Annotated in this window: 24 protein-coding genes; 10 read left to right on the plus strand and 14 right to left on the minus strand. The window is 69.6% G+C overall.

Annotated features, from left to right (window positions below):
• Nucleotides 1–66: 66 nt before the first annotated feature.
• Nucleotides 67–1,035: a cell division protein CdpA domain-containing protein gene (locus QOL69_RS10705; protein ID WP_283403142.1), complete on the plus strand. Its 969-nt coding sequence runs from the start codon at nucleotides 67–69 to the stop codon at nucleotides 1,033–1,035.
• Nucleotides 1,036–1,098: 63 nt separating this feature from the next.
• Here the strand turns inward: QOL69_RS10705 and QOL69_RS10710 are convergent, their stop codons facing one another.
• Together QOL69_RS10710 and QOL69_RS10715 are read right to left on the minus strand one after the other, a co-directional pair.
• On the minus strand, nucleotides 1,099–2,208 hold the full coding sequence (locus QOL69_RS10710) for a DUF373 family protein (RefSeq protein WP_283403143.1): 1,110 nt from the start codon (nucleotides 2,206–2,208) through the stop codon (nucleotides 1,099–1,101).
• A 105-nt stretch (nucleotides 2,209–2,313) separates the two neighbouring features.
• Nucleotides 2,314–3,027, minus strand: a complete 714-nt coding sequence (locus QOL69_RS10715; RefSeq protein WP_283403144.1) for a DUF6517 family protein — start codon at nucleotides 3,025–3,027, stop codon at nucleotides 2,314–2,316.
• A gap of 157 nt (nucleotides 3,028–3,184) precedes the next feature.
• On the opposite strand from QOL69_RS10715, the gene QOL69_RS10720 reads away from it, so the two are divergent.
• Nucleotides 3,185–4,183, plus strand: a complete 999-nt coding sequence (locus QOL69_RS10720) for a radical SAM protein (RefSeq protein ID WP_283403145.1) — start codon at nucleotides 3,185–3,187, stop codon at nucleotides 4,181–4,183.
• A 378-nt stretch (nucleotides 4,184–4,561) separates the two neighbouring features.
• Nucleotides 4,562–4,858 carry a DUF7130 family rubredoxin-like protein gene (locus tag QOL69_RS10725; protein ID WP_283403146.1) on the plus strand — a complete coding sequence of 99 codons (297 nt, stop codon included), beginning with the start codon at nucleotides 4,562–4,564 and terminating at the stop codon, nucleotides 4,856–4,858.
• Between the two features lie 58 nt (nucleotides 4,859–4,916).
• On the opposite strand, the gene QOL69_RS10730 is transcribed toward QOL69_RS10725, so the two are convergent.
• The 8 genes from QOL69_RS10730 to QOL69_RS10765 all read right to left on the minus strand — a co-directional run bounded on the left by QOL69_RS10730 (nucleotide 4,917) and on the right by QOL69_RS10765 (nucleotide 10,561).
• A complete protein-coding gene (locus QOL69_RS10730; RefSeq protein ID WP_283403147.1) occupies nucleotides 4,917–5,162 on the minus strand; it encodes a preprotein translocase subunit TatA in 246 nt (81 codons plus the stop codon).
• A gap of 63 nt (nucleotides 5,163–5,225) precedes the next feature.
• Nucleotides 5,226–6,554 (minus strand): DNA repair protein NreA, encoded by a 1,329-nt coding sequence (gene nreA / locus QOL69_RS10735; RefSeq protein ID WP_283403148.1) that lies wholly within the window; start codon nucleotides 6,552–6,554, stop codon nucleotides 5,226–5,228.
• Between the two features lie 147 nt (nucleotides 6,555–6,701).
• Nucleotides 6,702–7,697 (minus strand): transcription initiation factor IIB, encoded by a 996-nt coding sequence (locus QOL69_RS10740; RefSeq protein WP_048077959.1) that lies wholly within the window; start codon nucleotides 7,695–7,697, stop codon nucleotides 6,702–6,704.
• A 77-nt stretch (nucleotides 7,698–7,774) separates the two neighbouring features.
• Nucleotides 7,775–8,119: a hypothetical protein gene (locus QOL69_RS10745; protein WP_283403149.1), complete on the minus strand. Its 345-nt coding sequence runs from the start codon at nucleotides 8,117–8,119 to the stop codon at nucleotides 7,775–7,777.
• The gene (locus QOL69_RS10750) at nucleotides 8,080–8,685 is read right to left on the minus strand and encodes a molecular chaperone TorD family protein (protein ID WP_283403150.1); all 606 of its coding nucleotides are present in this window, start codon (nucleotides 8,683–8,685) and stop codon (nucleotides 8,080–8,082) included. Before QOL69_RS10750 ends, QOL69_RS10745 begins: the two co-directional genes overlap by 40 nt.
• 318 nt (nucleotides 8,686–9,003) lie before the next feature.
• The gene (locus QOL69_RS10755; RefSeq protein ID WP_283403151.1) at nucleotides 9,004–9,450 is read right to left on the minus strand and encodes a hypothetical protein; all 447 of its coding nucleotides are present in this window, start codon (nucleotides 9,448–9,450) and stop codon (nucleotides 9,004–9,006) included.
• On the minus strand, nucleotides 9,447–10,052 hold the full coding sequence (mobB, locus tag QOL69_RS10760; RefSeq protein ID WP_283403152.1) for a molybdopterin-guanine dinucleotide biosynthesis protein B: 606 nt from the start codon (nucleotides 10,050–10,052) through the stop codon (nucleotides 9,447–9,449). Before mobB ends, QOL69_RS10755 begins: the two co-directional genes overlap by 4 nt.
• The gene (locus QOL69_RS10765) at nucleotides 10,049–10,561 is read right to left on the minus strand and encodes a molybdopterin-binding protein (RefSeq protein ID WP_283403153.1); all 513 of its coding nucleotides are present in this window, start codon (nucleotides 10,559–10,561) and stop codon (nucleotides 10,049–10,051) included. The genes mobB and QOL69_RS10765 overlap by 4 nt, the downstream gene beginning before the upstream one ends.
• 180 nt (nucleotides 10,562–10,741) lie before the next feature.
• On the opposite strand from QOL69_RS10765, the gene QOL69_RS10770 reads away from it, so the two are divergent.
• The 3 genes from QOL69_RS10770 (at nucleotide 10,742) to QOL69_RS10780 (ending at nucleotide 13,160) form a co-directional block, all read left to right on the plus strand.
• A complete protein-coding gene (locus QOL69_RS10770) occupies nucleotides 10,742–11,584 on the plus strand; it encodes a halocyanin domain-containing protein (RefSeq protein ID WP_283403154.1) in 843 nt (280 codons plus the stop codon).
• A 213-nt stretch (nucleotides 11,585–11,797) separates the two neighbouring features.
• A complete protein-coding gene (rnhA, locus tag QOL69_RS10775; RefSeq protein ID WP_283403155.1) occupies nucleotides 11,798–12,394 on the plus strand; it encodes a ribonuclease HI in 597 nt (198 codons plus the stop codon).
• Nucleotides 12,381–13,160, plus strand: coding sequence for a DUF7108 family protein (locus QOL69_RS10780; protein ID WP_283403156.1), 780 nt, complete (start codon nucleotides 12,381–12,383; stop codon nucleotides 13,158–13,160). Before rnhA ends, QOL69_RS10780 begins: the two co-directional genes overlap by 14 nt.
• Before the next feature lie 102 nt (nucleotides 13,161–13,262).
• On the opposite strand, the gene QOL69_RS10785 is transcribed toward QOL69_RS10780, so the two are convergent.
• Nucleotides 13,263–13,613 (minus strand): PadR family transcriptional regulator, encoded by a 351-nt coding sequence (locus tag QOL69_RS10785; protein WP_283403157.1) that lies wholly within the window; start codon nucleotides 13,611–13,613, stop codon nucleotides 13,263–13,265.
• Nucleotides 13,614–13,958: 345 nt separating this feature from the next.
• On the opposite strand from QOL69_RS10785, the gene QOL69_RS10790 reads away from it, so the two are divergent.
• From QOL69_RS10790 to QOL69_RS10800, 3 genes are all read left to right on the plus strand, one after another.
• Entirely contained in the window at nucleotides 13,959–14,492 is a 534-nt protein-coding gene (locus tag QOL69_RS10790) for an inorganic diphosphatase (protein ID WP_048077955.1), read from the plus strand.
• 947 nt (nucleotides 14,493–15,439) lie between these two features.
• Nucleotides 15,440–15,568, plus strand: a complete 129-nt coding sequence (locus QOL69_RS10795; protein WP_255331289.1) for a DUF7859 family protein — start codon at nucleotides 15,440–15,442, stop codon at nucleotides 15,566–15,568.
• Nucleotides 15,568–16,743 carry an inorganic phosphate transporter gene (locus QOL69_RS10800; RefSeq protein WP_283403158.1) on the plus strand — a complete coding sequence of 392 codons (1,176 nt, stop codon included), beginning with the start codon at nucleotides 15,568–15,570 and terminating at the stop codon, nucleotides 16,741–16,743. Before QOL69_RS10795 ends, QOL69_RS10800 begins: the two co-directional genes overlap by 1 nt.
• Nucleotides 16,744–16,773: 30 nt before the next feature.
• On the opposite strand, the gene QOL69_RS10805 is transcribed toward QOL69_RS10800, so the two are convergent.
• From QOL69_RS10805 to QOL69_RS10815, 3 genes are all read right to left on the minus strand, one after another.
• A complete protein-coding gene (locus QOL69_RS10805) occupies nucleotides 16,774–17,931 on the minus strand; it encodes a CAF17-like 4Fe-4S cluster assembly/insertion protein YgfZ (RefSeq protein ID WP_283403159.1) in 1,158 nt (385 codons plus the stop codon).
• Nucleotides 17,932–18,070: 139 nt separating this feature from the next.
• Nucleotides 18,071–18,370 carry a DUF6432 family protein gene (locus tag QOL69_RS10810; protein ID WP_048078506.1) on the minus strand — a complete coding sequence of 100 codons (300 nt, stop codon included), beginning with the start codon at nucleotides 18,368–18,370 and terminating at the stop codon, nucleotides 18,071–18,073.
• A gap of 96 nt (nucleotides 18,371–18,466) precedes the next feature.
• On the minus strand, nucleotides 18,467–18,988 hold the full coding sequence (locus tag QOL69_RS10815) for an archaemetzincin family Zn-dependent metalloprotease (protein WP_048078507.1): 522 nt from the start codon (nucleotides 18,986–18,988) through the stop codon (nucleotides 18,467–18,469).
• A 39-nt stretch (nucleotides 18,989–19,027) separates the two neighbouring features.
• Here QOL69_RS10815 and QOL69_RS10820 point away from each other — a divergent pair, with 39 nt between their 5' ends.
• Nucleotides 19,028–19,537: a UPF0146 family protein gene (locus tag QOL69_RS10820; RefSeq protein ID WP_283403160.1), complete on the plus strand. Its 510-nt coding sequence runs from the start codon at nucleotides 19,028–19,030 to the stop codon at nucleotides 19,535–19,537.
• Nucleotides 19,538–19,622 lie beyond the last annotated feature (85 nt).

Genomic DNA, 19,622 nt, shown 5'->3' on the forward strand with positions numbered 1-19,622 from the left:
GTCCGTTTCGCTCAGATTCGTGATCGTCTGACGTACTGTTTTTACGGTGGACGACGTACCCCGCCTATGACCAGTCTCTCGGAGGCGTACGGCGGGCGAGGGCGCTCCGGGGTCGACCCGCGTCAGCTCTATCTCGGTGTGGGGTCGTTCGTCGCGGGAACGCTGCTGCTCGTCGTCGGGCTCTTCGTGGCCGCGGAGGTGCTGATACCGAGCGGCTACACCTCGGCGGACGCCCGGTGGCTCGGTGGAATCCTCGGCGGCGTGGGGCTCCCGCTCGTGTTGCTCGGCGTGATGGCCGTCCTGCCGGCCGAACGCAGCACCTACGTCGCTGCGGTCGTCGGTGCGGCCGTCATGTGTCTCGGCGTGGCGCTGTTCGCGTACGCGTACCCCTACCACTGGGTTGGCGGCCCCCGGCCGGAGCTGACCGATCTCACGCTGCCGACCACCGGGCTGTACTTCCTCGGTGCCGCGACGACCCTGTGGAGCGTGTTCGTCGGCGTCGCGAACTTCAAGACCCGCAACGACCCCGGCGGCACCGTCACGATGGAGGTGACCCACAAGGGGGAGACGAAGGTCGTCGAGGTGCCCCGCGATCAGCTCGGGAGCCGCGGCGGCGTCGGTCTCCTCGGCGGGACGCCGGACGGCGACGTCGAGACCCAGACGAACCGCCCGGACGACGCCGCGACAGGGCAGCCGGGCGAGACGAGCCGCTCCGGGACGAGCGGTCAGTCGGGAGCCGACGGCCGCTCCGGTCTCGGTTCGGCGGGCGTGAGCGACGGCGGCAGCGCCGACACCGATATCTCTTCGCCGCTCGACGATACCGGCCCGACCGACGCCCCGTCGTCGCCGGCGACGCCCGACGCCGCGCCCTCGCCCGGTTCCCCCGCCGCGCGCGACGGACCGGGCGACGCCTACTGCGGCAACTGCGCGCAGTTCGACTACGTCCGCACCGACGACGGGATGCGCCCCTACTGCGCGCACTACGACGAGCTCATGGACGACATGGAGGCCTGCGACTCCTGGACGCCGCGCTAACTGACGGCCCCCGTTTCGCCCTACAGATCGGTCGGCCTCGCTCCGCCTCGCGGACGCCTCTCCTCACACTGGGTCCGCCGACGGCAGCTGCGACTCCGCGACCGCGAACGTGAGCGTGCTCAACACGCCGATGAGCGTCCCCGCCGCGAGCGCCATCGCCAGCTCCGAGAGTCCGAGCGCCGTCACGCCCGGCGCGTCCGGGAGGAAGAACCCGGAGACCGCGAACAGTACGACGGCGATGGACACCACGTAGAAGGGCGCGTTCAGGTAGCGCCACCGAAACCGCCCGGCGAGGTACTCGTCGGTTATCTGACCGAGACTGGAGGTGACGCCGGCGACGCTGAGCCACTGGACGAACCCGTGGACGAACGCGGCGAGGGCGGTGCCGCCGGCGAGCGACCCGCCCTGAACGCCGCGGACGGCGTCGACCGTGTCGATCCCCTGAACCCCGCCGACGACGATCAGCGCGAGCGCGACGACGTACGTGACGAGGGTCACGCGGCCCGTGTAGAGGACGTTGCGGACGCTCTCGGCCGCGCCGTCGACGGTCTCTTCGAGTCCCAGCCCGCGGAACAGCGAGTAGAGACCGACCGCGCCGGATAAGATTCCGAGCACCGCCGCGCCGGCGACGTCGAAGAGGTTCGCGACGACGACGAGCGGGTAGATCAGTAGGAGGACGCCCAGCGGGATGAGGATCGTTCCGCGGGTCTCCGGGTCGGCCAGCACCTGCTTGATCGTGTAGTAGAGCGATTCGAGGTCCTGCGCCTGCCGGACGACGACGCGTCGCATCCCGTCGATCGGCATCCGCGAGCGGATCACGGGGAGGACGGACTCGTCTTGCGCCCCGTCGGTGATCACGACCGCCGAGACCTCCTCACCGGTCGACAGCTCGGCGAGGACGCGGTCGACCTCTTGGCCCACGGCGCGGTTCGCCTTCACGTCGGGACCGTCGACGCCGGTGACGGCCGCGACCTCGACGACCTCGCCCTCGGCGGCCAGCTCGTCGTGGACGTTCACGCCCTGAAAGAGCACGTTGACGTCGGAGTCCTCGGGGTCGGCGGTCGCGAGCGCGACCGCGGCCTCGGTGACGTCCTCGTCGCCGATGACGGGGGTGGGGATCCCCGTCTTCCGGCCGAGGTCGTCGTCGAGGTCGACACAGAGGACGAGCAGCATCATCCCGGGCTACGCGAGGGGTCGGGATATGTTTTCGGCTCGCGACGGCGCGCCCCTCGCGGGCGCGACCCGGTCGAGCCGAGAGTCGGGGGCGGCGGCGACCCGTCAGTCCGACTCGTGTTCGATCCCGTTCATCATGAGCCGGACGTTCTCGCCGTCGCTGAACGCGGCCGGATACGCCGCGAGCGGGAGGACGAAGTCGTCGTCGACCGAGACGGGCTCGCCGATGTGAAGCTCCAGTTCGGTGCTCGCGCCGGTGCCTTCGATCTCGCCTTGCGCCGTGTACACGACCACGTCGGCGTCGCTTTCGAGGACGGTCGTCGTGTACTCCGACCCGCGCTCTAAGTCGCCGACGTTCTCGAAGCGGTTCAGGATGATCTCGGCCCGCTCACGCGTGCTGAACTCGGCGACGGGGTTGAGCGCCTGCCCGAGTACCTCGATCCGCGGCGTCGTCACCGCCGCGAAGACGGCGGCCTGATAGCGCTCGCCGAACAGCTCGACCGCCTTGTCGTACTCGGCGACGGTGTTCGTCACGCGGACCTCCCGGGTCTGTCCGGCGGCCTCGACCTCCCGAGAGAGGGTCTCCTCGCTCACGTCGTTCAGCTCGTAGCCGGTGTCGGAGAGGGTCCCGTCGGCGACCGTCGCCGTGCCGGCGGTGAACTCGGCCGGCTCGCCGCCGGTCGCCACGTCGAGCGCGGTGCAGCCGGCGAGGCCCGCGAGGCCGACAGCGCCCGCGAGCCCGAGCGCGCCCCGACGGGTTGTCGCGTCGGTCGTCGAGCGGTTCTCGTCGTCGGAATCGCGCGTCTCACCGGATCTCATGCTCGTCGGTCCTTCCTGTGGGGGTACATACTTTGTGTTCGGACGGCTCGCCGACTCGGCGCGATTCGGCCGCCGACGGACGGGGCCGTGACAACGGCTCTCCCGGGAACGCGCGGTTCGGACGCTTTTTGAGGCCGCGGCCGGTAAAGGGAGATAGATGATCTCCAAGGGCTGTGAACAGTGTGCCAAGGGCGGCAAGATGGTGTTGTTCGTCTACGGCTACTGCGACCAGCGGGACTGCTTCTACTGCCCCCTCGGAGAAAACCGGAAGAACGTCACCGACGTGTACGCCAACGAGCGGAAGGTGGAGTCCGACGAGGACGTTATCGAAGAGGCCAAGCGCATGAGCGCGCTCGGCACGTCGATCACCGGCGGCGAACCGCAGGAGGCGATGGCGAAGACGACCCGGTACCTCGAACTGCTGAAAGACGAGTTCGGCGAGGACCACCACACGCACCTCTACACCGGGATCACGGGCGGCCGCGAGAACATGCGCCGCCTCTCGGAGGCGGGGCTCGACGAGATCCGCTTCCACCCGCCCGTAGAGATGTGGGGAGACATGCACGGCAGCGAGTGGGAGGAGATCCTCCACATCGCCCGCGAGGAGGGCCTCACGCCCGCCTTCGAGATCCCCGGCATCCGCGCGGAGCCGGAGTTTCTAGAGTTCTTAGACGAGGGCGCGGCCGAGTTCTGTAACATCAACGAGTTCGAGATGTCCGACGGGAACTACCGCCGGATGCAAGAGGAGGGGTTCGAGCTACAGGAGGGCCACATGTCCGCCGTCGAGGGGTCGAAGGACGACGCCATCCTCGAAGAGATGGCGAGCCACGAGAAGGTGTACTTCTGTACCTCGGTGTTCAAAGACGCCGCCCAACACCGGAACCGCCTGAAGCGGATGGCGAAGAACATCCGCCGCGAGTTCGACGAGGTGACCGACGACGGCACCCTCGTCTACGGGAAGGCGTTCGCCGACGCCGAGCGGTTCGAGGCGCTCGGCGTTCCCGAGGAGTTCTACACCGCCAAGTCGAACCACGTCGAGGTCGCGTGGTGGCTCCTCGAAGAGATGGTCGAGGACGGCGACTTAGCGGAGGGCGAGATCGTCGAGCAGTACCCGACCGTCGACGGCACCGTCGTCGAGCGCACGCCCGTCGCCTGACGAATTCGAACCTACCGATCGGCGTCTCGTAACTGCGACCGTTGTCACCTTCGTCGCCCGCCGATACTTCGCCGACAGTGGGCACACGAACACTCTCGAAGCCCTAGTCGCTCGGCTGTACGTAACTGCTTATAAGTCACCGATCGGGACGAACACCCTCGCGGCTGCCCCTTCGAGTCCCGCCCCGCTCCGCACAGCACCGCACCTCACGCCTCCCCAGCCTCGTCAGTCGCCTCCGCTTCGCTCCGGCGACTGACTCCCTCGCACCGTCGGTTCGCGGCCCTTCGGGCCGCTCACCGGGGCGCGCCACCGCGACGGAAGATTGTTCCCTGTCAACGAGGATCATGATTTAACTCGGTTCGGCGCGTACTCGCGCGCATGGCCACCGAAGAACCCGAATTCGCCGACGTGAGCATCGGACAGACGGTGTACGACAATTCGGGCGAGGAGCTGGGGACCGTCCGGGGGGTCGACGACGACGGCTTCTACGTCTCCTCGCCGGCGGGGACGAAGTCGCTGCCGCTCACTCAGGTGCGCGACGTGTTCGGCACCGCCTACGTGATGTGGCGCTGCTGGAAGTGCGGCGAGATGGGCGAAATTAGCGGGGAGCTTCCCGCGAACTGCCCCAGCTGTGACGCGCCCCGCGAGGAGTTGTACTACTGGGCGGAGGACTGACCGGGCCAGAGATAGCGGTCGGTGTCCGGGTCGTCCGGCGGTCCGAAATCCCGCCCGTTCACGATCGGGCGTCGCCGTCGTCCGGCTCGTCGTCCACCTTCTCGCGGAGCCGTTCGACCTCCGCCTCCAACTCCGCGACGCGGTCGGTGTCCACCTCCTCGCCGTCGGCACGCAGTTTGAGGAACACCACCACTCCCGCGATGACGACGAGGGGTACGCCGAACAGGAGGGCGAAGACCACGAGGAGGATCAGTAGCTCCGGGCCGCCGGGGACGCCGCCGAACGCGAGGACTGGTGAGACCATGGGCTACCCACTCGACAACGTGACAAAAACGATCGGGGCGGTGGCCGCGTCTCCCGCCCCGGCTCACCCCGCATCGACGAAGTCTCCGAGGTTCGCCTGAAGTCCGGCCGCGAGCGTCGACTTCCGGCGGAGGCGCGCCAGCGAGACGGGGAGGTGGTCGGCGACGCCGCGGACCGCCTCGCCGAACGTCTCCGCGGTCCCGAGTTCGCCGTCGAAGGCGTTTCTGACGGCCTCGCGGACCTGCCAGACCCCGACCGGTCCCCAGTAGTCGTCGGAGACGTGCCTGAGGACCAAGGCCTTCGCCTGTCGCCCGCGGTCGTCGAGGTGTTCCAAGACGCCGAGCCGGGCCGCGTAGTAGGCCCCCGCGGTCTCCTCGACGTAGCCGGTGCGCCCCTCGCGGCCCTCGCTCGCGGCCGCGAGGTACACCCCGGCCTCGGGGTCGGGGTTCCAGATCGAGCCGGGCGATTTCATCTCGACGAGCTCGTACTCCCACTGCCCCGGAACTAAGATCACCCAGAAGGCGTTGCCGAGGTACTCGTTGCGGTGGACCTCGATCCCGTCGACCGCCGGATTCGACCGGATGGAGCCGCGGAGGAACTGCCCGACCGTGTCGTCGACGGCCGTGATCGACCAGCGAGTCGGGACGAGCCGCCGGTTCTCTCCTCGCCCGAGCGCGCCCGCGGAGAGGATCGTGTTGATCTCGTACACGTCGAACCCGCGGCGGTAGAGGAACGTCATCGCGCCCTCCGCGCGCCAGTCGTCGTCTTCGAGCGTCTTCTTCACCGGTCGGGGGACGTGCGGGTTCTCGCCGAGGTCGGCAGTCCGGGCCGCGGCGCGCGGGCCCGTCGGCGTCTTGATGTCCTCCGTGCCGACCTCGAAGTCGAGGTCAGGTCGCCCGTCGAGTCCGATTTCCACGTCGACCGGGCGGTCTGCGATCGCGACCTCGCGTTGGACGCCGAGCCAGCCGTTCCACGCGTCGTGGACGCTCTCGGCGGAACCGCTCCCGCCGCCGACCGATGTTGCTCCGCTCGTCGTGCCCGCGTCCGCCACGTCGACCCCGCGGGTCGAGTTGAGCAGGCTCGTCCGGCGGTCGAACACGTCAGTGATCGAGACCCCCTCGTCGTACCACGCCGCGGAGGTCTCGAACGCGGCCGCGCGCTCCTCGCGGCCGACCGGCGAGAGCAGCCCGGTCGAGACGTTCGGGTAGTCTGCGCGGCCGACGAAGATGGAGGGCGAGACGCTGCCGACCACGGCGTCGTCGGAGACGTGTTCGTCGAAGCGCCGCTCGAAGGAGTCGAGGTGGTCGAGGATGCCGTAGTCCTTCTCGGCGGCGAGTCGCCGTCGCTCGGCGCGCTCGTTCGCCTCGAACTCGATGAATTCGTCGAGCCGCATTCGGATCGGCGTTGGCGGCGCGGCGGCTTGAACGTTGCTGGCGACCGGAGGAAACGGGAAACGCGAACGGACCGCGCCGAGCGGAGCGGCGGGACCGGGCCGGAGCCGGAAGGCGGTCGGCGCGGCGAAACGCGGGTCGGCCGACGCCTAACTGTGGATGCCCATCGCTTCGATCTGCTCCTGATACCGGTTTCGGATGGTGACTTCGGTGACTTGGGCCACGTCGGCGACCTCGCGTTGGGTCTTCTTCTCGTTACACAAAAGCGACGCCGCGTAGATGGCGGCCGCGGCGTATCCCGTCGGCGACTTCCCGGAGAGCAGTCCCTGTTCGGCCGTCGTCTCGATGATCTCGTTGGCCTTCGACTGGACCTCCTCGCTCAGTTCCAGCTCCGAGGAGAACCGCGGGACGTACTTCTTCGGGTCGACCGGCCGCATCTCTAAGCCGAGTTCTTGGGAGATGTACCGGTACGTTCGGCCGATCTCCTTGCGGTCGACCCGCGAGACCTCCGAGATCTCTTCGAGGCTGCGGGGGATCCCTTCCTTGCGGCAGGCGGCGTAGAGGGCGGCGGTGGAGACGCCCTCGATGGAGCGGCCGCGGATCAGGTCCTCGTTCAACGCCCGTCGGTAGATGACGGACGCCACCTCGCGTACCGATCGCGGGACGCCGAGCGCCGAGGCCATCCGGTCGATCTCGGAGAGCGCGAACTGGAGGTTGCGCTCGCCCGCGTCCTTCGTCCGAATCCGCTCCTGCCACTTCCGCAGGCGATGCATCTGCGACCGCTTCTTCGAGGAGATGGAGCGACCGTACGCGTCCTTGTCCTTCCAGTCGATCGTCGTCGTCAGCCCCTTGTCGTGCATCGTCTTCGTCGTCGGCGCGCCGACGCGCGACTTCTCCTGTCGCTCGTTGTGGTTGAACGCGCGCCACTCCGGGCCGGGATCGATCTGCTCGTCCTCGATGACGAGTCCCGTCTCCTCGTGTATCAGTTCCCCGTCGGCCGTCCGGGTGAGATCCTCCGGATCGAAGTCCTCGGGGTCCAGCTCATCGACATCTTCGACATCCTCGACGTCGAACTCCGCTTCCTCGGCGTCCCCGTCCCCCACGCGCTGCCGGTCGTGATCCCGTTGCCGGGTGGGCCGTGTCATCGCATTTATATGCTATCGAAACCGTTCAACTTAAAAGTTCGTTACCATGTGGGTGAGTAACACGCGAATCGCCGCGGTCAGTTCGACGGCGGCTCGCTCGGTAGCCCCTCGGACGCCGTGGTCTCGCCGTCCGCGGCGTCGGCGACGCTCTCCGCGTCCGGATCGGGCGTCTCGTTCGGCGGCTCCGGGGTCGCCGCGCGCTGGCCGGGCGACCCGGCGAAGTCCTCGCGCCCGGCGGCACCGCAGCCGGTCGCCGCCGGGTGGTCGCTCGGCGCGCCGCCCGGACCGAGCCCCTCCGCGCCGGTCGCGGCGTTCGCTTCCGTCCCGCCCCCGGACCCGCAACTGAGGTCGAGCCGACCGTCGGCGTTGGTGTCGACGCCGGTCAGGCTCTCGACGGGACCGTCCGGCTGCGCCTCGAACACCGCAGGAGCGACGCCGAGGCGCTCGCTTTCGGCGTCGACGAACGCCTCCAGCGCGTCCGCGAGCGCCGGGAACGGCCCCCCGTCGGCCGCCTCGCGGACGTCGGCCGCGAACCGCGGCACCACCGACCGACGTGGTCCTCGACGAACGCGGCCGTCGCGTCGGTGACGCGCTCGACGCCCGTCTCGTCGCCCGTCTCGCGGAGGTACGCGCGCTTGGCCGCGAGATGGGAGCGGAACTCCAACTGGACGGAGACCGCGTCGGCGCGGTCGCGCGAGCTGTCGGCGTTCTCCAGCCCGAACGCCCGGTAGAAGCCGGCCGCGTCGGCCATCCGGTCCGTGTTGACGGTCACGCCGCCGGGCGCGTACGCGACCTCGTACCGGTCGACCTTGCCGTCAGTCTCGACCCCGAACGTCCGGGCGAAGGTGCGTTCGAGGTCCCTCGGATCGTCCGGGAGCCGGTCGGTGACCGCGACCGCGGCGTCGAGCAGCTCCGACCGGGCGTCGCCGCCGTCGGCGTCGTCGCCGACGACCGCGGCGGCCGCCTCCGCGATGACTTCGCCCAACACGGTCGGGTCGGGGTCGGGGTCGCGCTCCGCGTCGGCGGCCGTCCCCCGCGGGCGGTCGAACGCGGTCGCTAACGCCTCGTAGAGCCGCCCGCGCGAGCGCGATCGTCACCGTGCTCTTGCCCGCGCCGCCCTTCGCGCCGGCGACCGCGAGGACGTGGTCGACGCCCTCCGGGCTGAGCTCCCCCTCGACGCGGCTCCGCTCCGGGCTCTCGATCCTGACGAGGTCGACGCCGTCGATCGCCAGCCCGGCCCCGCGGACCTGCTCGCCGACCGCGGTCGCGACCGCGGGGTCGAGGCCCCCGGCGTCGAGCGTCGCCGTCACCACGCCGTCGTCGACGGTGAGATCGGCGAGCACCTCGGCGGAGACGGGGTCGCCCCGCGGCGTGTCAATCGACCGGATCTCCCGGACCATCCGGTCTTGGATCCGCTCGGCGTCCGGGATGTCGCGCCCGGCGGGGCCGCCCGGCGGCGATCCTCCCTGCGGGGACCCTCCTTGCGGCGATCCCCCCGACGGCGGCCCGCCCGGACCGTCCTCCAGCGCGGGTGGTTCCGCGGGAGCGCGCCCTTCCCAGTCTCCTCTAAGTCGATCGGCCGGTAGTTCCGACTCGGGTCGTCCGTCGGCGGCCCCTCGCGGGTCTCGACGCCCGGCGGACCGCCGTCGCCGTCGTGGCCGGCGTCGTCGCCGCCCCGGTCGCCCGCCCGCTGCGACTCCTCGTCTCTCGTCGCGTCCGGTTCCTCCGTCTCGTCGCGGGTGTCGTCGCTCATCTGTGTTGGGTGTCGGTCGCGTTCGGTTCGGTCGGGTCGGCTCGGCCGAGCGATTTCGGCGGGTCGACGGCGCGGACCGCCTCGCGGACCGCGTCGAACGGCTCGTCACCTTCCGCGATCACCTCGCCGGCGACGCTCTCCGGGTCGGCGTCGCCGCGGAGGACCGTCGGGATCGGCACCTCGGTGAACCCCTCGACGACCACGAGGTCGTGGCCCGCCGCCGCAAACCGCGCCACCGCGTCTCGGAGGGCGGTCCGCTTCCGGGCGTCGGCGTCGCCGGTCGCCTCGGTGTCTCCGGTCGACCTGAGGTCGTGCGAGCTGATCTCGAAGGCGTGCCGCGGTGTGATCCCGACCGTCGCCGCCGCGCCGGCGGTCCGGTGGCGGTGGGTGTCGGTCCCCGGATCGTCCGGTTCGATCGCGTGGTGGATCGACTTCACCGTCGCCACGCGCCGCCCCTCCGCGGCGAACGCGTCGACGAGGCGTTCGACCAGCGTCGTCTTCCCCGCACCGCTCGGCCCCGCGACGCCGACGACGGTCGGCAACCGTCCGTCGGTCGACGGCGAGTCGTCCGTCTCGGATCGATCGTGGCCTGTGAGGTTCATGGGTCGTTCCCCGCGGGTTCCATCGGTCCGTCGCCGTCGCGGTCGGCCGCGTCTGCCCCCGACCGGTCGTCGCGGACCGCGGCCGTCTCCGGGTCGGTCCCCGGCGGGAGCGCGACGGGGACGAGCGCGGAGAGGTCTCGCACCGTCCGCGAGCTGTCGAACTCGGGGCCGACGAGCCGCGGAAGCCCCTCCCCCGGCCCGTCGAGGCGCTCCGTCGCGACGACCGCGTCCAACGCCTTCCGCACCGCGACGTGTGCCCAGTACCCGTCCGCAGACTCGGCGCGGAGGTGAGTCGTGTCCGCCGGCGCGGCGTCGAGGAGCGGTGCCACCGGCACGCCGCGCCACTCGCCGCCGAACGCCGTCCCGGTCGCGCACCGGTAGCGGCAGGTGACGGTGACGGTGCCGCGTCGCTCTCTGACGGCGTCGACGGCCGAAAGCAGGTCTGACCCGGCCCGCTCGGCGGTCGACGCGGCGCGCTCTCGGATCGGGCCGGCGTTCGACGTAGTCACTGCGTGTCGACCGAAGCACTGGCCGCCCCTGTCCCCTGTGCCTCATATATTCGGCCTTTTTTTAGTCCGGCGGTGGTGGTCGTCGATCTCGGTCGAGTCATCCCGGGATACCTCACGATTCTAACTATCTTGGAACTGGCTCCCACGTTTGTATGTTCACGAGCGAACTTCTGAGTGGATATGCCCTCCACCAACCGCCGAGCGTTCCTCGGAGCGAGTACCGTCGTCGGCCTCGGTTCTCTGGTCGCTCTCGGGAACCGACACACGGCGAACGCTGAGTCCGGCCCCACGACGAACGAGCACGGTACCGACTCGTTGGAGAACTGGCTTGCGACGGCCAACGACCCGCGAACTCCCCAGATGCGGGACTTTCGGTTCGACGACCCGCCGACGGTGTATCTCGACGTATCGAACTCGAAGTCGTTCTCGCCGCCCGCGATCAAGGTCGCGCCCGGCACGACGGTGACGTGGGAGTGGACCGGACGCGACGACGAACACAACGTCGTGGCCACGGACGGGACGTTCGACAGCGGCGGACCCGACGGAGGAACGGGGACGACGTTCGAGTACACTTTCGAGTCGGAGGGCGTGTATCGGTACGTCAGCGAGCCGCAGGCAGACGCGGGAATGAAGGGCGTCGTCGTGGTCGAATCCGCGCCGTCGAGCGGGTATCCGGCCGTCGACGAGTGGTTGGTCGATACGAACGGGTACGACGGGAGCGTCACGGATCGGACGGGCGAGAACCTCGTCGAGATCACGACCGGGGCGGAAGGCAACGGCGGGAGCTTCGCGTTCGACCCGCACGCGGTGAAGGTCTCGACCGAAACGACGGTCCGCTGGTCGTGGACCGGCGAGGGCGGAGCACACGACGTCGCCTTCGAGGACGCCGATATCGACGGCGCGACGATCAACGCGGAGCCGGGCGTCCACTTCGAGTACACGTTCAACGAGACCGGCGTCTTCCGGTACGCCTGCGGACCCCACCGGGAGGTCGGTCACCGTGGCGCGATCATCGTCGAGTAGGCCGAAACGGCTCCCGTCGCGGATCGCGGTGTGCCGTCGGCATAGGTGACGGACCACCTGAGATTCCGGGCGGATTTTCTCCGTAGTCACCGCATCGAGAGTGTCAAAGCTAGCGGCTGGTACCGTGGTCGGCGGCTTCCGTCACGCTGAGGTCGACGCCCGTCCGACGGCGGACGGACAGCCCTTTGTCCGCCGGGCGCGGAACCCGGACGAATGCCGACGATCGACTGCGATCCGACCGCCGCGCGCGACCGACTCGTGGACGCGGGCGTCCGCGTCGACGAGGGGAACACGCCCCACGAGCGGTGGCGCGCCGAGCGCGAGGGGGCCGTCGCGGTCGCGTACGACGACAAGGTCGTCGTTCAGGGGAGCGACCCGACGCGGCTGACCGCCCTGCTGTCCGACGGCGGCGGCCGCGCGCACGTCTACTTCGACGGGGCCTCGCGGGGGAACCCGGGTCCCGCCTCTGTCGGCTGGTGTCTGGTCACGTCCGACGGCGTCGTCGCCGAGGGCGGCGAGCGGATCGGCCGCGCGACGAACAACCAGGCCGAGTACGCCGCGCTGGTCCGCGCGCTGGAGGCGGCCGACGAGTACGGCTTCGACGCGGTCGACGTCCGCGGCGACTCCGAACTCATCGTCAAGCAGGTCCGCGGCGAGTGGAACGCCAACGACCCCGAACTCCGCGAGCGGCGGGTCCGCGCCCGGAAGCTGTTGGAGCGGTTCGACCGGTGGTCGATCGCCCACGTACCGCGGGAGATAAACGAACGCGCCGACGATCTGGCGAACGAGGCACTCGATGACGCGAACTGACGACGACCCGCCGGAGTGGGCGAAGGAACGGGCGCGAGAGATGATGGCGGCGGACGACGACGGGGAGCCGGACGACTCCGATGTCGAGGATCCCCTCGACGACGAGGGCGACGCCGACCGCGCCCCAGACATCCCGGTCGCGGCGGTCGACGAGGCGGAGCGGCTCACGCGGCTCGCCCGCGAGGCGGACTCCGCCGAGCCGACGCCCGAGATCGCGGAGGCGGCCGAGCAGTACCGGGAGCGACGGGACGCCCTCGCGGTCGAGTACGGCTACACGGCGCGCGTCCGCGACGAGGACGACGCGCTCGTGTTGTACCCCGACGAGTGGATGGACGACGGGACGGTCCAACTCGACCGCGTCGAGGACACCGACCGCGCCGTCGAGGTGTCGCTGTCCGGTCCCGGCGACGCCGACCGCTACCGCGAGGTGGCCGCGTACAACGAGGCGGTCGCCGAGGCGGTCGCCGAACGGAAAGACGAGGTCCACGCGCGGACCGCGGAGACGTTCGCGGCGTTCATGAGCAACCACTACGTCCGCCCGGTCGACGACGCCACCCCGGAGATGCGCGCCGAGTTCCGCGAGGAGTACCTCGTCCGGAACGGGTGGCCGACCGACGAGCAACTCGACGCCGTCGACGAGTCGCTGTCCGTCGTCGAGTCGGTCGCGGTCGACGTCGACGGTCCGGCTGCCGTCGACGATTCTGCCGCCGATTCCGCAGCCGCCGATTCCGCCGCCGACGACTCTACGGCCGACGATTCGGCGTAGCGACCGCTCGGAATGCGGGAAAACGCGGCTTTCGCCGCGCCGTGTGCCAAAAGGTTGGTCGTTAGTCGGTTCGTCCGGCCGCGCGGGCGCGCCTCGTTCCGGTTACTCGAGCAGCGCGCGGACTTCGTCCGCCCGCGCCTCGTCGGTGACGAAGCGGTCGAGGACCCACTCGATCTGGCCGAGGACGACGTCGTGGCCCGCGTCGGTGAGCTCGTACTGGTTCGTCCGCTTGTCGAGTTCGCTCTTCTCGACGAGCCCGAGTTCGACGAGGTCGTCGAGGTTCGGGTACAGGCGACCGTGGTTCACCTCGGAGCCGTAGTACGACTCCAGTTCCCGCTTGATGGCGAGCCCGTACATCGGCTCCTCGGCGAGGATGCTGAGGATGTTCTGTTGGAACGCCGTAAGATCGCTTGCGGCCGTCGATTCATCAGTGACTGCTTGTGCCTCTGACATGCTTACAAGAAGGGAACCCGAACTTATAGTCTTTCTCAACATTCACGACCGTTGCGATGCCTCATCCCGGACGCTCGTCCGAATATCCGCGTATTCGCGGCCGCGAGGGGGACGAGCGCGCGATCCGACCCGGGAACGCGTTTCGACCGATCTGGTCCGTCATCGCCGAATACGCCGACGATCCGTCGGTACGACCCCCGATCCGACTCGCGATCGAAACCGATCGATCGGTCGGTCGAGGGGGTTCGGAGGGCTGTGAACGGTCCTCTGTGGTCGCAACGCCGACCGCGCCGAACTGCCGGATCCCGAAAGGACTTTGACCGCCATCGACGCATCACGAGACACATGGTCAACCTCTGGGAAGATCTCGAGACGGGACCGAACGCGCCGGACGAGATCTACGCCGTCGTGGAGTGTCTCAAAGGCGAGCGGAACAAGTACGAGTACGACAAGGACATCCCCGGTGTCGTCCTCGACCGAGTCCTTCACTCGAACGTCCACTACCCGTACGACTACGGCTTCATCCCGCAGTCGTACTACGACGACGAGGATCCGTTCGACGTGATGGTGCTCGTGGAAGACCAGACGTTCCCCGGCTGCGTGGTCGAGGCCCGCCCCGTCGCGCTGATGAAGATGGACGACGACGGCGAGCAGGACGACAAGGTGATCGCGGTGCCGACGGAGGACCCCCGGTTCGACCACATCGAGGACCTCGAGGACATCCCCCAGCAGATCCTCGACGAGATAGACGAGTTCTTCGCGACCTACAAGAACCTCGAAGCAGGCAAGGAGGTCGAAACGCTCGGCTGGGAGGACAAACAGGCCGCGAAGGACGCGATTGAGCACGCACAGGACCTGTACGACGAGCAGGTCGCTTGATATCCTCCCCGCCCTGAAGAGCGTCACCAGAACGCGCAGCGTTCTGGTTGCCCGCCAGACGTAGTCTGGCGACGAGGATTCCCCGAAGGGGAGTCCAAGGTTGCGCGTGTCCTCGGTGGTGAGGTACGCTTTCGCCTCTCACGTCAATGGTCGCCGCCCACGTCAATGGTCGCCTCCAAATTACGACCGAGGGAGTGCTTTCCAGCGCGTGTAGCCCCGTCAACGGGGCCTTCCGTCCGACTCGCGGTCGACGCTTCGTCGAGACGAATATCGTTCGTCCCTCCACAGCGGGGTATTCAGCCCGCACGGTACCACGATTCGCGTCGGCCAAACCGTTACGTCGTGGAGTGGTTCGGTCGGATTTGTTACCCCGTGGGACGTAGACGCAAAGCGTTCGTCCCGGCAAAGCCGGTGTATCCCAGCGAGGGAACTCCGGTGGGCCATCGCAGAAGATCAAATGACATGGACGTGTCGGATTCATCCCCGCGCTGAAGCGCGGGGCTTTCCCCTCGTACACGCGTAACGGGGAAGCGGCAGGTTCGTGAGAATCGAAGGGAACCGGAGGGCGTCACCGCCGCGGGCGACGGGGACCGGACGCGACGCCCCGCGACGGCCGAGCCGGCCGACGGTCGTGTGCGCGGTGACGGACCCGGATCGCTGCGGGTGCGGGTGCCGGCGATCGGTCACATCGGTCGGCCGGGGAGGGGTACCGGGGGCAGGGGAGGGAGTGCGAATCCGATCTGCCGGCGTGTCGGCCGGCGGTTCGAGCGTTTGAGGGCCGAAGCGGGGGTCGCACCAGTACGTACCACGGGTGACAACATATACGTGGCCGAGACACAAGCGGGCGTTTTAGTCACCGATCGCCTCGTCCGGACATCCGAGGCGACGGGGAGTCCGGCGACCGTCCGGCTCGAAAATTATAACCGCGTCCCGACGGATTCGAGGGTATGCTTCCGGTCCAACCGCTGTTCGTCCTGCTTTTGGTGGGTCTTCTCGGGCTGTTCTTCTTCGGGTTCCTCCTCGTCCGTCGCACGGTGACGGGGCTGAACGAGGGGTACAACGACGGGCGAAACTGATGGTCGTCGTCACTGCCGCGACACTCATCGTCGCCGCCGCCGCCAGCCTCTTCATGGCGTGGTCGATCGGTGCCGGCTCCTCCGGGTCGACCCCGTTCGCGCCCGCGGTCGGCGCGAACGCCATCTCCGTGATGCGTGCGGGGCTGATCGTCGGCGTCCTCGGGCTGCTCGGGGCGATACTCCAAGGCGCGAACGTGACGGAAGCGGTCGGGACCGAGCTGATCGGGGGGGTGACGCTCACGGCGGTAGCGGCCATCGTCGCCCTCGTCACGGCCGCCGCGCTGGTCGCGATCGGCGTCTTCGCCGGCTACCCGATCGCGACGGCGTTCACCGTCACCGGGGCGGTCGTCGGCGTCGGCCTCGCGATGGGCGGCGACCCGGCGTGGCCGAAGTACGCCGAGATCATGACGCTGTGGGTTCTCACCCCGTTCGTCGGCGGCGGCGTCGCCTACGGCGTCGCCCGGATGCTCATCGGTGAGTCGCTGCCCCAGCGACCGCTCACGGCCGCCCTCGCCGGACTCGTGGGGGCGATCCTGGCGAACGTCGGGTTCGCGCTGCTCGGTCCCGCCGGCGAGCAGGCGTCCGTGGCCGCGGTACTCGGTCCGGGCCTCGGAGTCGGGACGGCGGGGACCGCGGTCGTGAGCCTCGCGATCGCCGCGCTCGTCGCGGTCGCGGTGTACGCGGACCTCGGCCGCGACCGCGAGGGTGCCCAACGCCGGTTCCTGCTCGCGATGGGCGGGCTCGTCGCGTTCTCGGCGGGCGGGTCGCAGGTGGGGCTCGCGATCGGCCCGCTCGTCCCGATCTTCAGCGACGTCGGCGTCCCGCTGTGGGCGCTTCTCGTCGGCGGCGGGGTCGGGCTGCTGGTCGGGTCGTGGACCGGCGCGCCGCGGATGATCAAGGCCATCTCGCAGGACTACGCCTCGATGGGACCGCGGCGGTCCATCTCCGCGCTCATCCCGTCGTTCGCGATCGCGCAGACCGCCGTCGCCTTCGGGATCCCCGTCTCGTTCAACGAGATCATCGTCTCCGCGATCGTCGGCGCTGGGTACGCCGCGGGCGACGCCGGCGTGAGCCGCAAGAAGATGGGGTACACCGTCCTCGCGTGGATCGGCTCGCTCGTCGGCGCGTTCACGCTCGGGTTCGGCGTCTACTCGGCGGTCAGCTTCGTCCTGTAAGGGACGCCACCGGCTGGATTTTTTAGAGTCTCAGGCGCGCAGCCCCGGGTACGACGGGAGCCGTGCGGACCGGGCACTCCCGTCGACGAACGGGAGGTCGACCGCGCTCGCGGCCGCCTCATCGCCGTCGACGCGGACGGCGACTCCGTCGAGGTCGGCGTCGAACGCGACGAGCGCCAGCGCGATCGGCACGTCCGTCGCGGGACCGACCGCGGCGCGGGTGACCTCGCCGACCGCCTCGTCGCCGTCGAAGACGGCCGCGCCGGCAGTGGGGAGCGCGGCGTCTACCCCTTCCGGGTCGGCGTCCGCGTCGACGTCGCCGACCGCCTCGGCGAGACCGTCGAGTTCGAGCCCGACGAGCCGCCGGCTCGGTCGGCCCTGATTCTCCACGCGGGAGACGACCTCCTGACCGACGTAACACCCCTTGTCGAAGTCGAGCGCGTTCCGGAGGCCGAGGACGTTCGGGACCGTCCCCGCCAGTTCGTACTCGAAGAGGGGCGTTCCCGCCTCCGTCGCGAGCGCGTCCCACGTCCGGTAGCCGAAGGGCGTGGCGTTGAGTCCGCGGTTGATCAGGGTGTCGAACACGTCGGCCGCGTCGGCGGCGGCACAGACGATCTCGTACCCCTCCTCGCCCAAGGGGGCGTCCGTCGCGATCACCGTGACGCCGGCGTCGACCATCGATCCGCGGACGAAGGATAGCGGCTCCTCCGGCGCGCCGGGGCCGCCGAGGACGGACGCGACCTTCTCCGTCGACTTGGGGCCGTGAACGCCGAACACCCCGAACTCCTCGGAGACGTCGTCGATCTCGACGTCCTGGATGAATACCTTCTCCGCCCAGTCGGCGGCGACCGCCTCCGTCCGCTCCGGCGGGAGGAACACCAGCAGCCGCTCGTCGGCGTTGTACACGTACATGTCCGTCTCGATCCCGCCCTGCGGGTCGAGTAGGAGGGCGTAGGTCCCCTCGGCGTCCTCGGTCGGGACGCGGTTCGAGACGGCGTTGTCGACGAACTCGACGCGGTCGCTCCCCCGGACTGCGAGGACGCCGTACCCCATCTCGATCACGCCGGCGACCTTGCGGACCGCTTTCCCGACGCGGACGGGTTTGCCGTAGTGGTCGACCACCTCGCGGCCGCCGCGGTCGCGGTACGCCGCGCCGTGCGCGTCGTGGGTGCCGGAGACGAGTGTCATGGTCGCAGGGACGCGATCGAGCGCCAAAAGGCCGCCGTCTCCGGCGGCATGGGGCGAGACGGCGGCGTAAGGCGAGACGCTGGCGTAGGGTGAGACGGCGGCGTAAGGCGAGACGGTGGCGCGGGAGGGGAGACGACGGCTACAGTCCGATCCGGTCGCGGATCGCGTCGACGAGGCTCTCCGAGGCGTCGTCGGTCGCCGCGTCCGGGTCGGGTATCACCCGGTCGTGGGCGTACACCCGGACGCGCTCCTCGGTCTCGACGGTGATCAGCGAATCGTCTTTCAGCGCTGAGAGCGCCTCCTCGACGGCGTCGATGTCGGCGTCGACGGCCGCGCGAAGTTCGAGAACCGTCATCCCCTCGTCGCCGCGGTCGACGAGCGCGTCGAGCAGCGCGACCTCGACGTCCGGCCGGTCGCGGTATTCCGGCTTTGCGGCCATACGCGTCCCTTGTACGGGGCGGACTTTACGTCTACCGGCGGTGAGCAGGAAGACGGACGCCGAGGAGAAAGTGAACCGGGTGCTGCGGGAGCGCCGTCAGCGAACGAGCCGAGAGCAGGTGCCACAGAGGTTCTCCTCTTTCACGTCGACCTCGCGGACGGTGGGGGAAAACGACATCACGCACTTGCTGTTGTCGCAGTGCTCTAATCCGAGCGTGTGCCCGATCTCGTGGACGACCTCCTTGCGGACGCGGTCGCCGAAGACGTCGACCGCGGGCTTGGTCGAGACGCCGCCGTCGGAGGAGGTGCGGAGGCGGTGCGTGGAGATGACAGAGCCGCTCCCGTTGAGGTACGCGAGGCCGAACACGTAGTTCCGGCGGCGGTAGTAGAGGTCCTCGGGCGTAATTCCGATGTTCTTCTCGCCGCCGCCGACCCGCGTGACCGTCTCGATGAGGTCCTCGGCGCGATACTGGGTGCGGTCGGCGTCGTACGCGGAGTCGGGGATCGGCTGATCGTCGTGGACCGTCACGTCGCAGTCGTACACGGAGCGCAGCGCGCCGGAGGCCTCCCGTTTCACCTGGGGGGTGACGTCTCCGACGGGGACGATGTCCACGAGCATGGAACCGCTTTTGACCGCCGCAATCATAAAGCCCGCGCCGTGGGATCATCACCTCCGTCAGAACGGGCGCTCGCCGACGCCCTCGACCGATACGAGCGACTGATCGAGGTCGGCGTCGGCCGGCGTCCGGGCGTGGCCCGCGCGCTCGCCGACCGCGGTCGCGAGGTGGTCGCGGTCGACGTCGACGTGAGCGACGTGGCGCGGGACGCGGCCAGCGAGACGCCGGGAACCGGCGGGGGCTCGCTCCGCGTCGTGGCCGCGGACGTGACGGCGCTGGCGGGCGACGACCGAGCCGTCGGTCGCGCGCTCGGACTCGACGCGGACGCGGACGCGGACGGGCGGGACGGCGGCGCAGACTCGTCGGACGCGGCGGCCGTCGACGCCGTGTACGCGCGGAACCTCCCCGCCGAACTCCAGTCGCCGACCGTCGCGCTCGCCGAGCGGCTCGACGCCGCCTGCCTGTTCACCACGCTCGGGTTCGAGGAGCCGGTCGTCGACGTTCGACGGCGCTCGACGGAGTCGGGACCGGTCGTGTACGTCGCGCAGTGACCGGCGGGTTCCGGCGAGGGCAAGACGGGAAGAGGCGAGACGGAACCGGCGACGGCGGCCGCGAACCCGAACGTTCATTCCGCCG

Origin of the sequence: Halorubrum sp. DM2 (genome assembly GCF_901686465.1) — an archaeon.
Lineage (GTDB): Archaea > Halobacteriota > Halobacteria > Halobacteriales > Haloferacaceae > Halorubrum.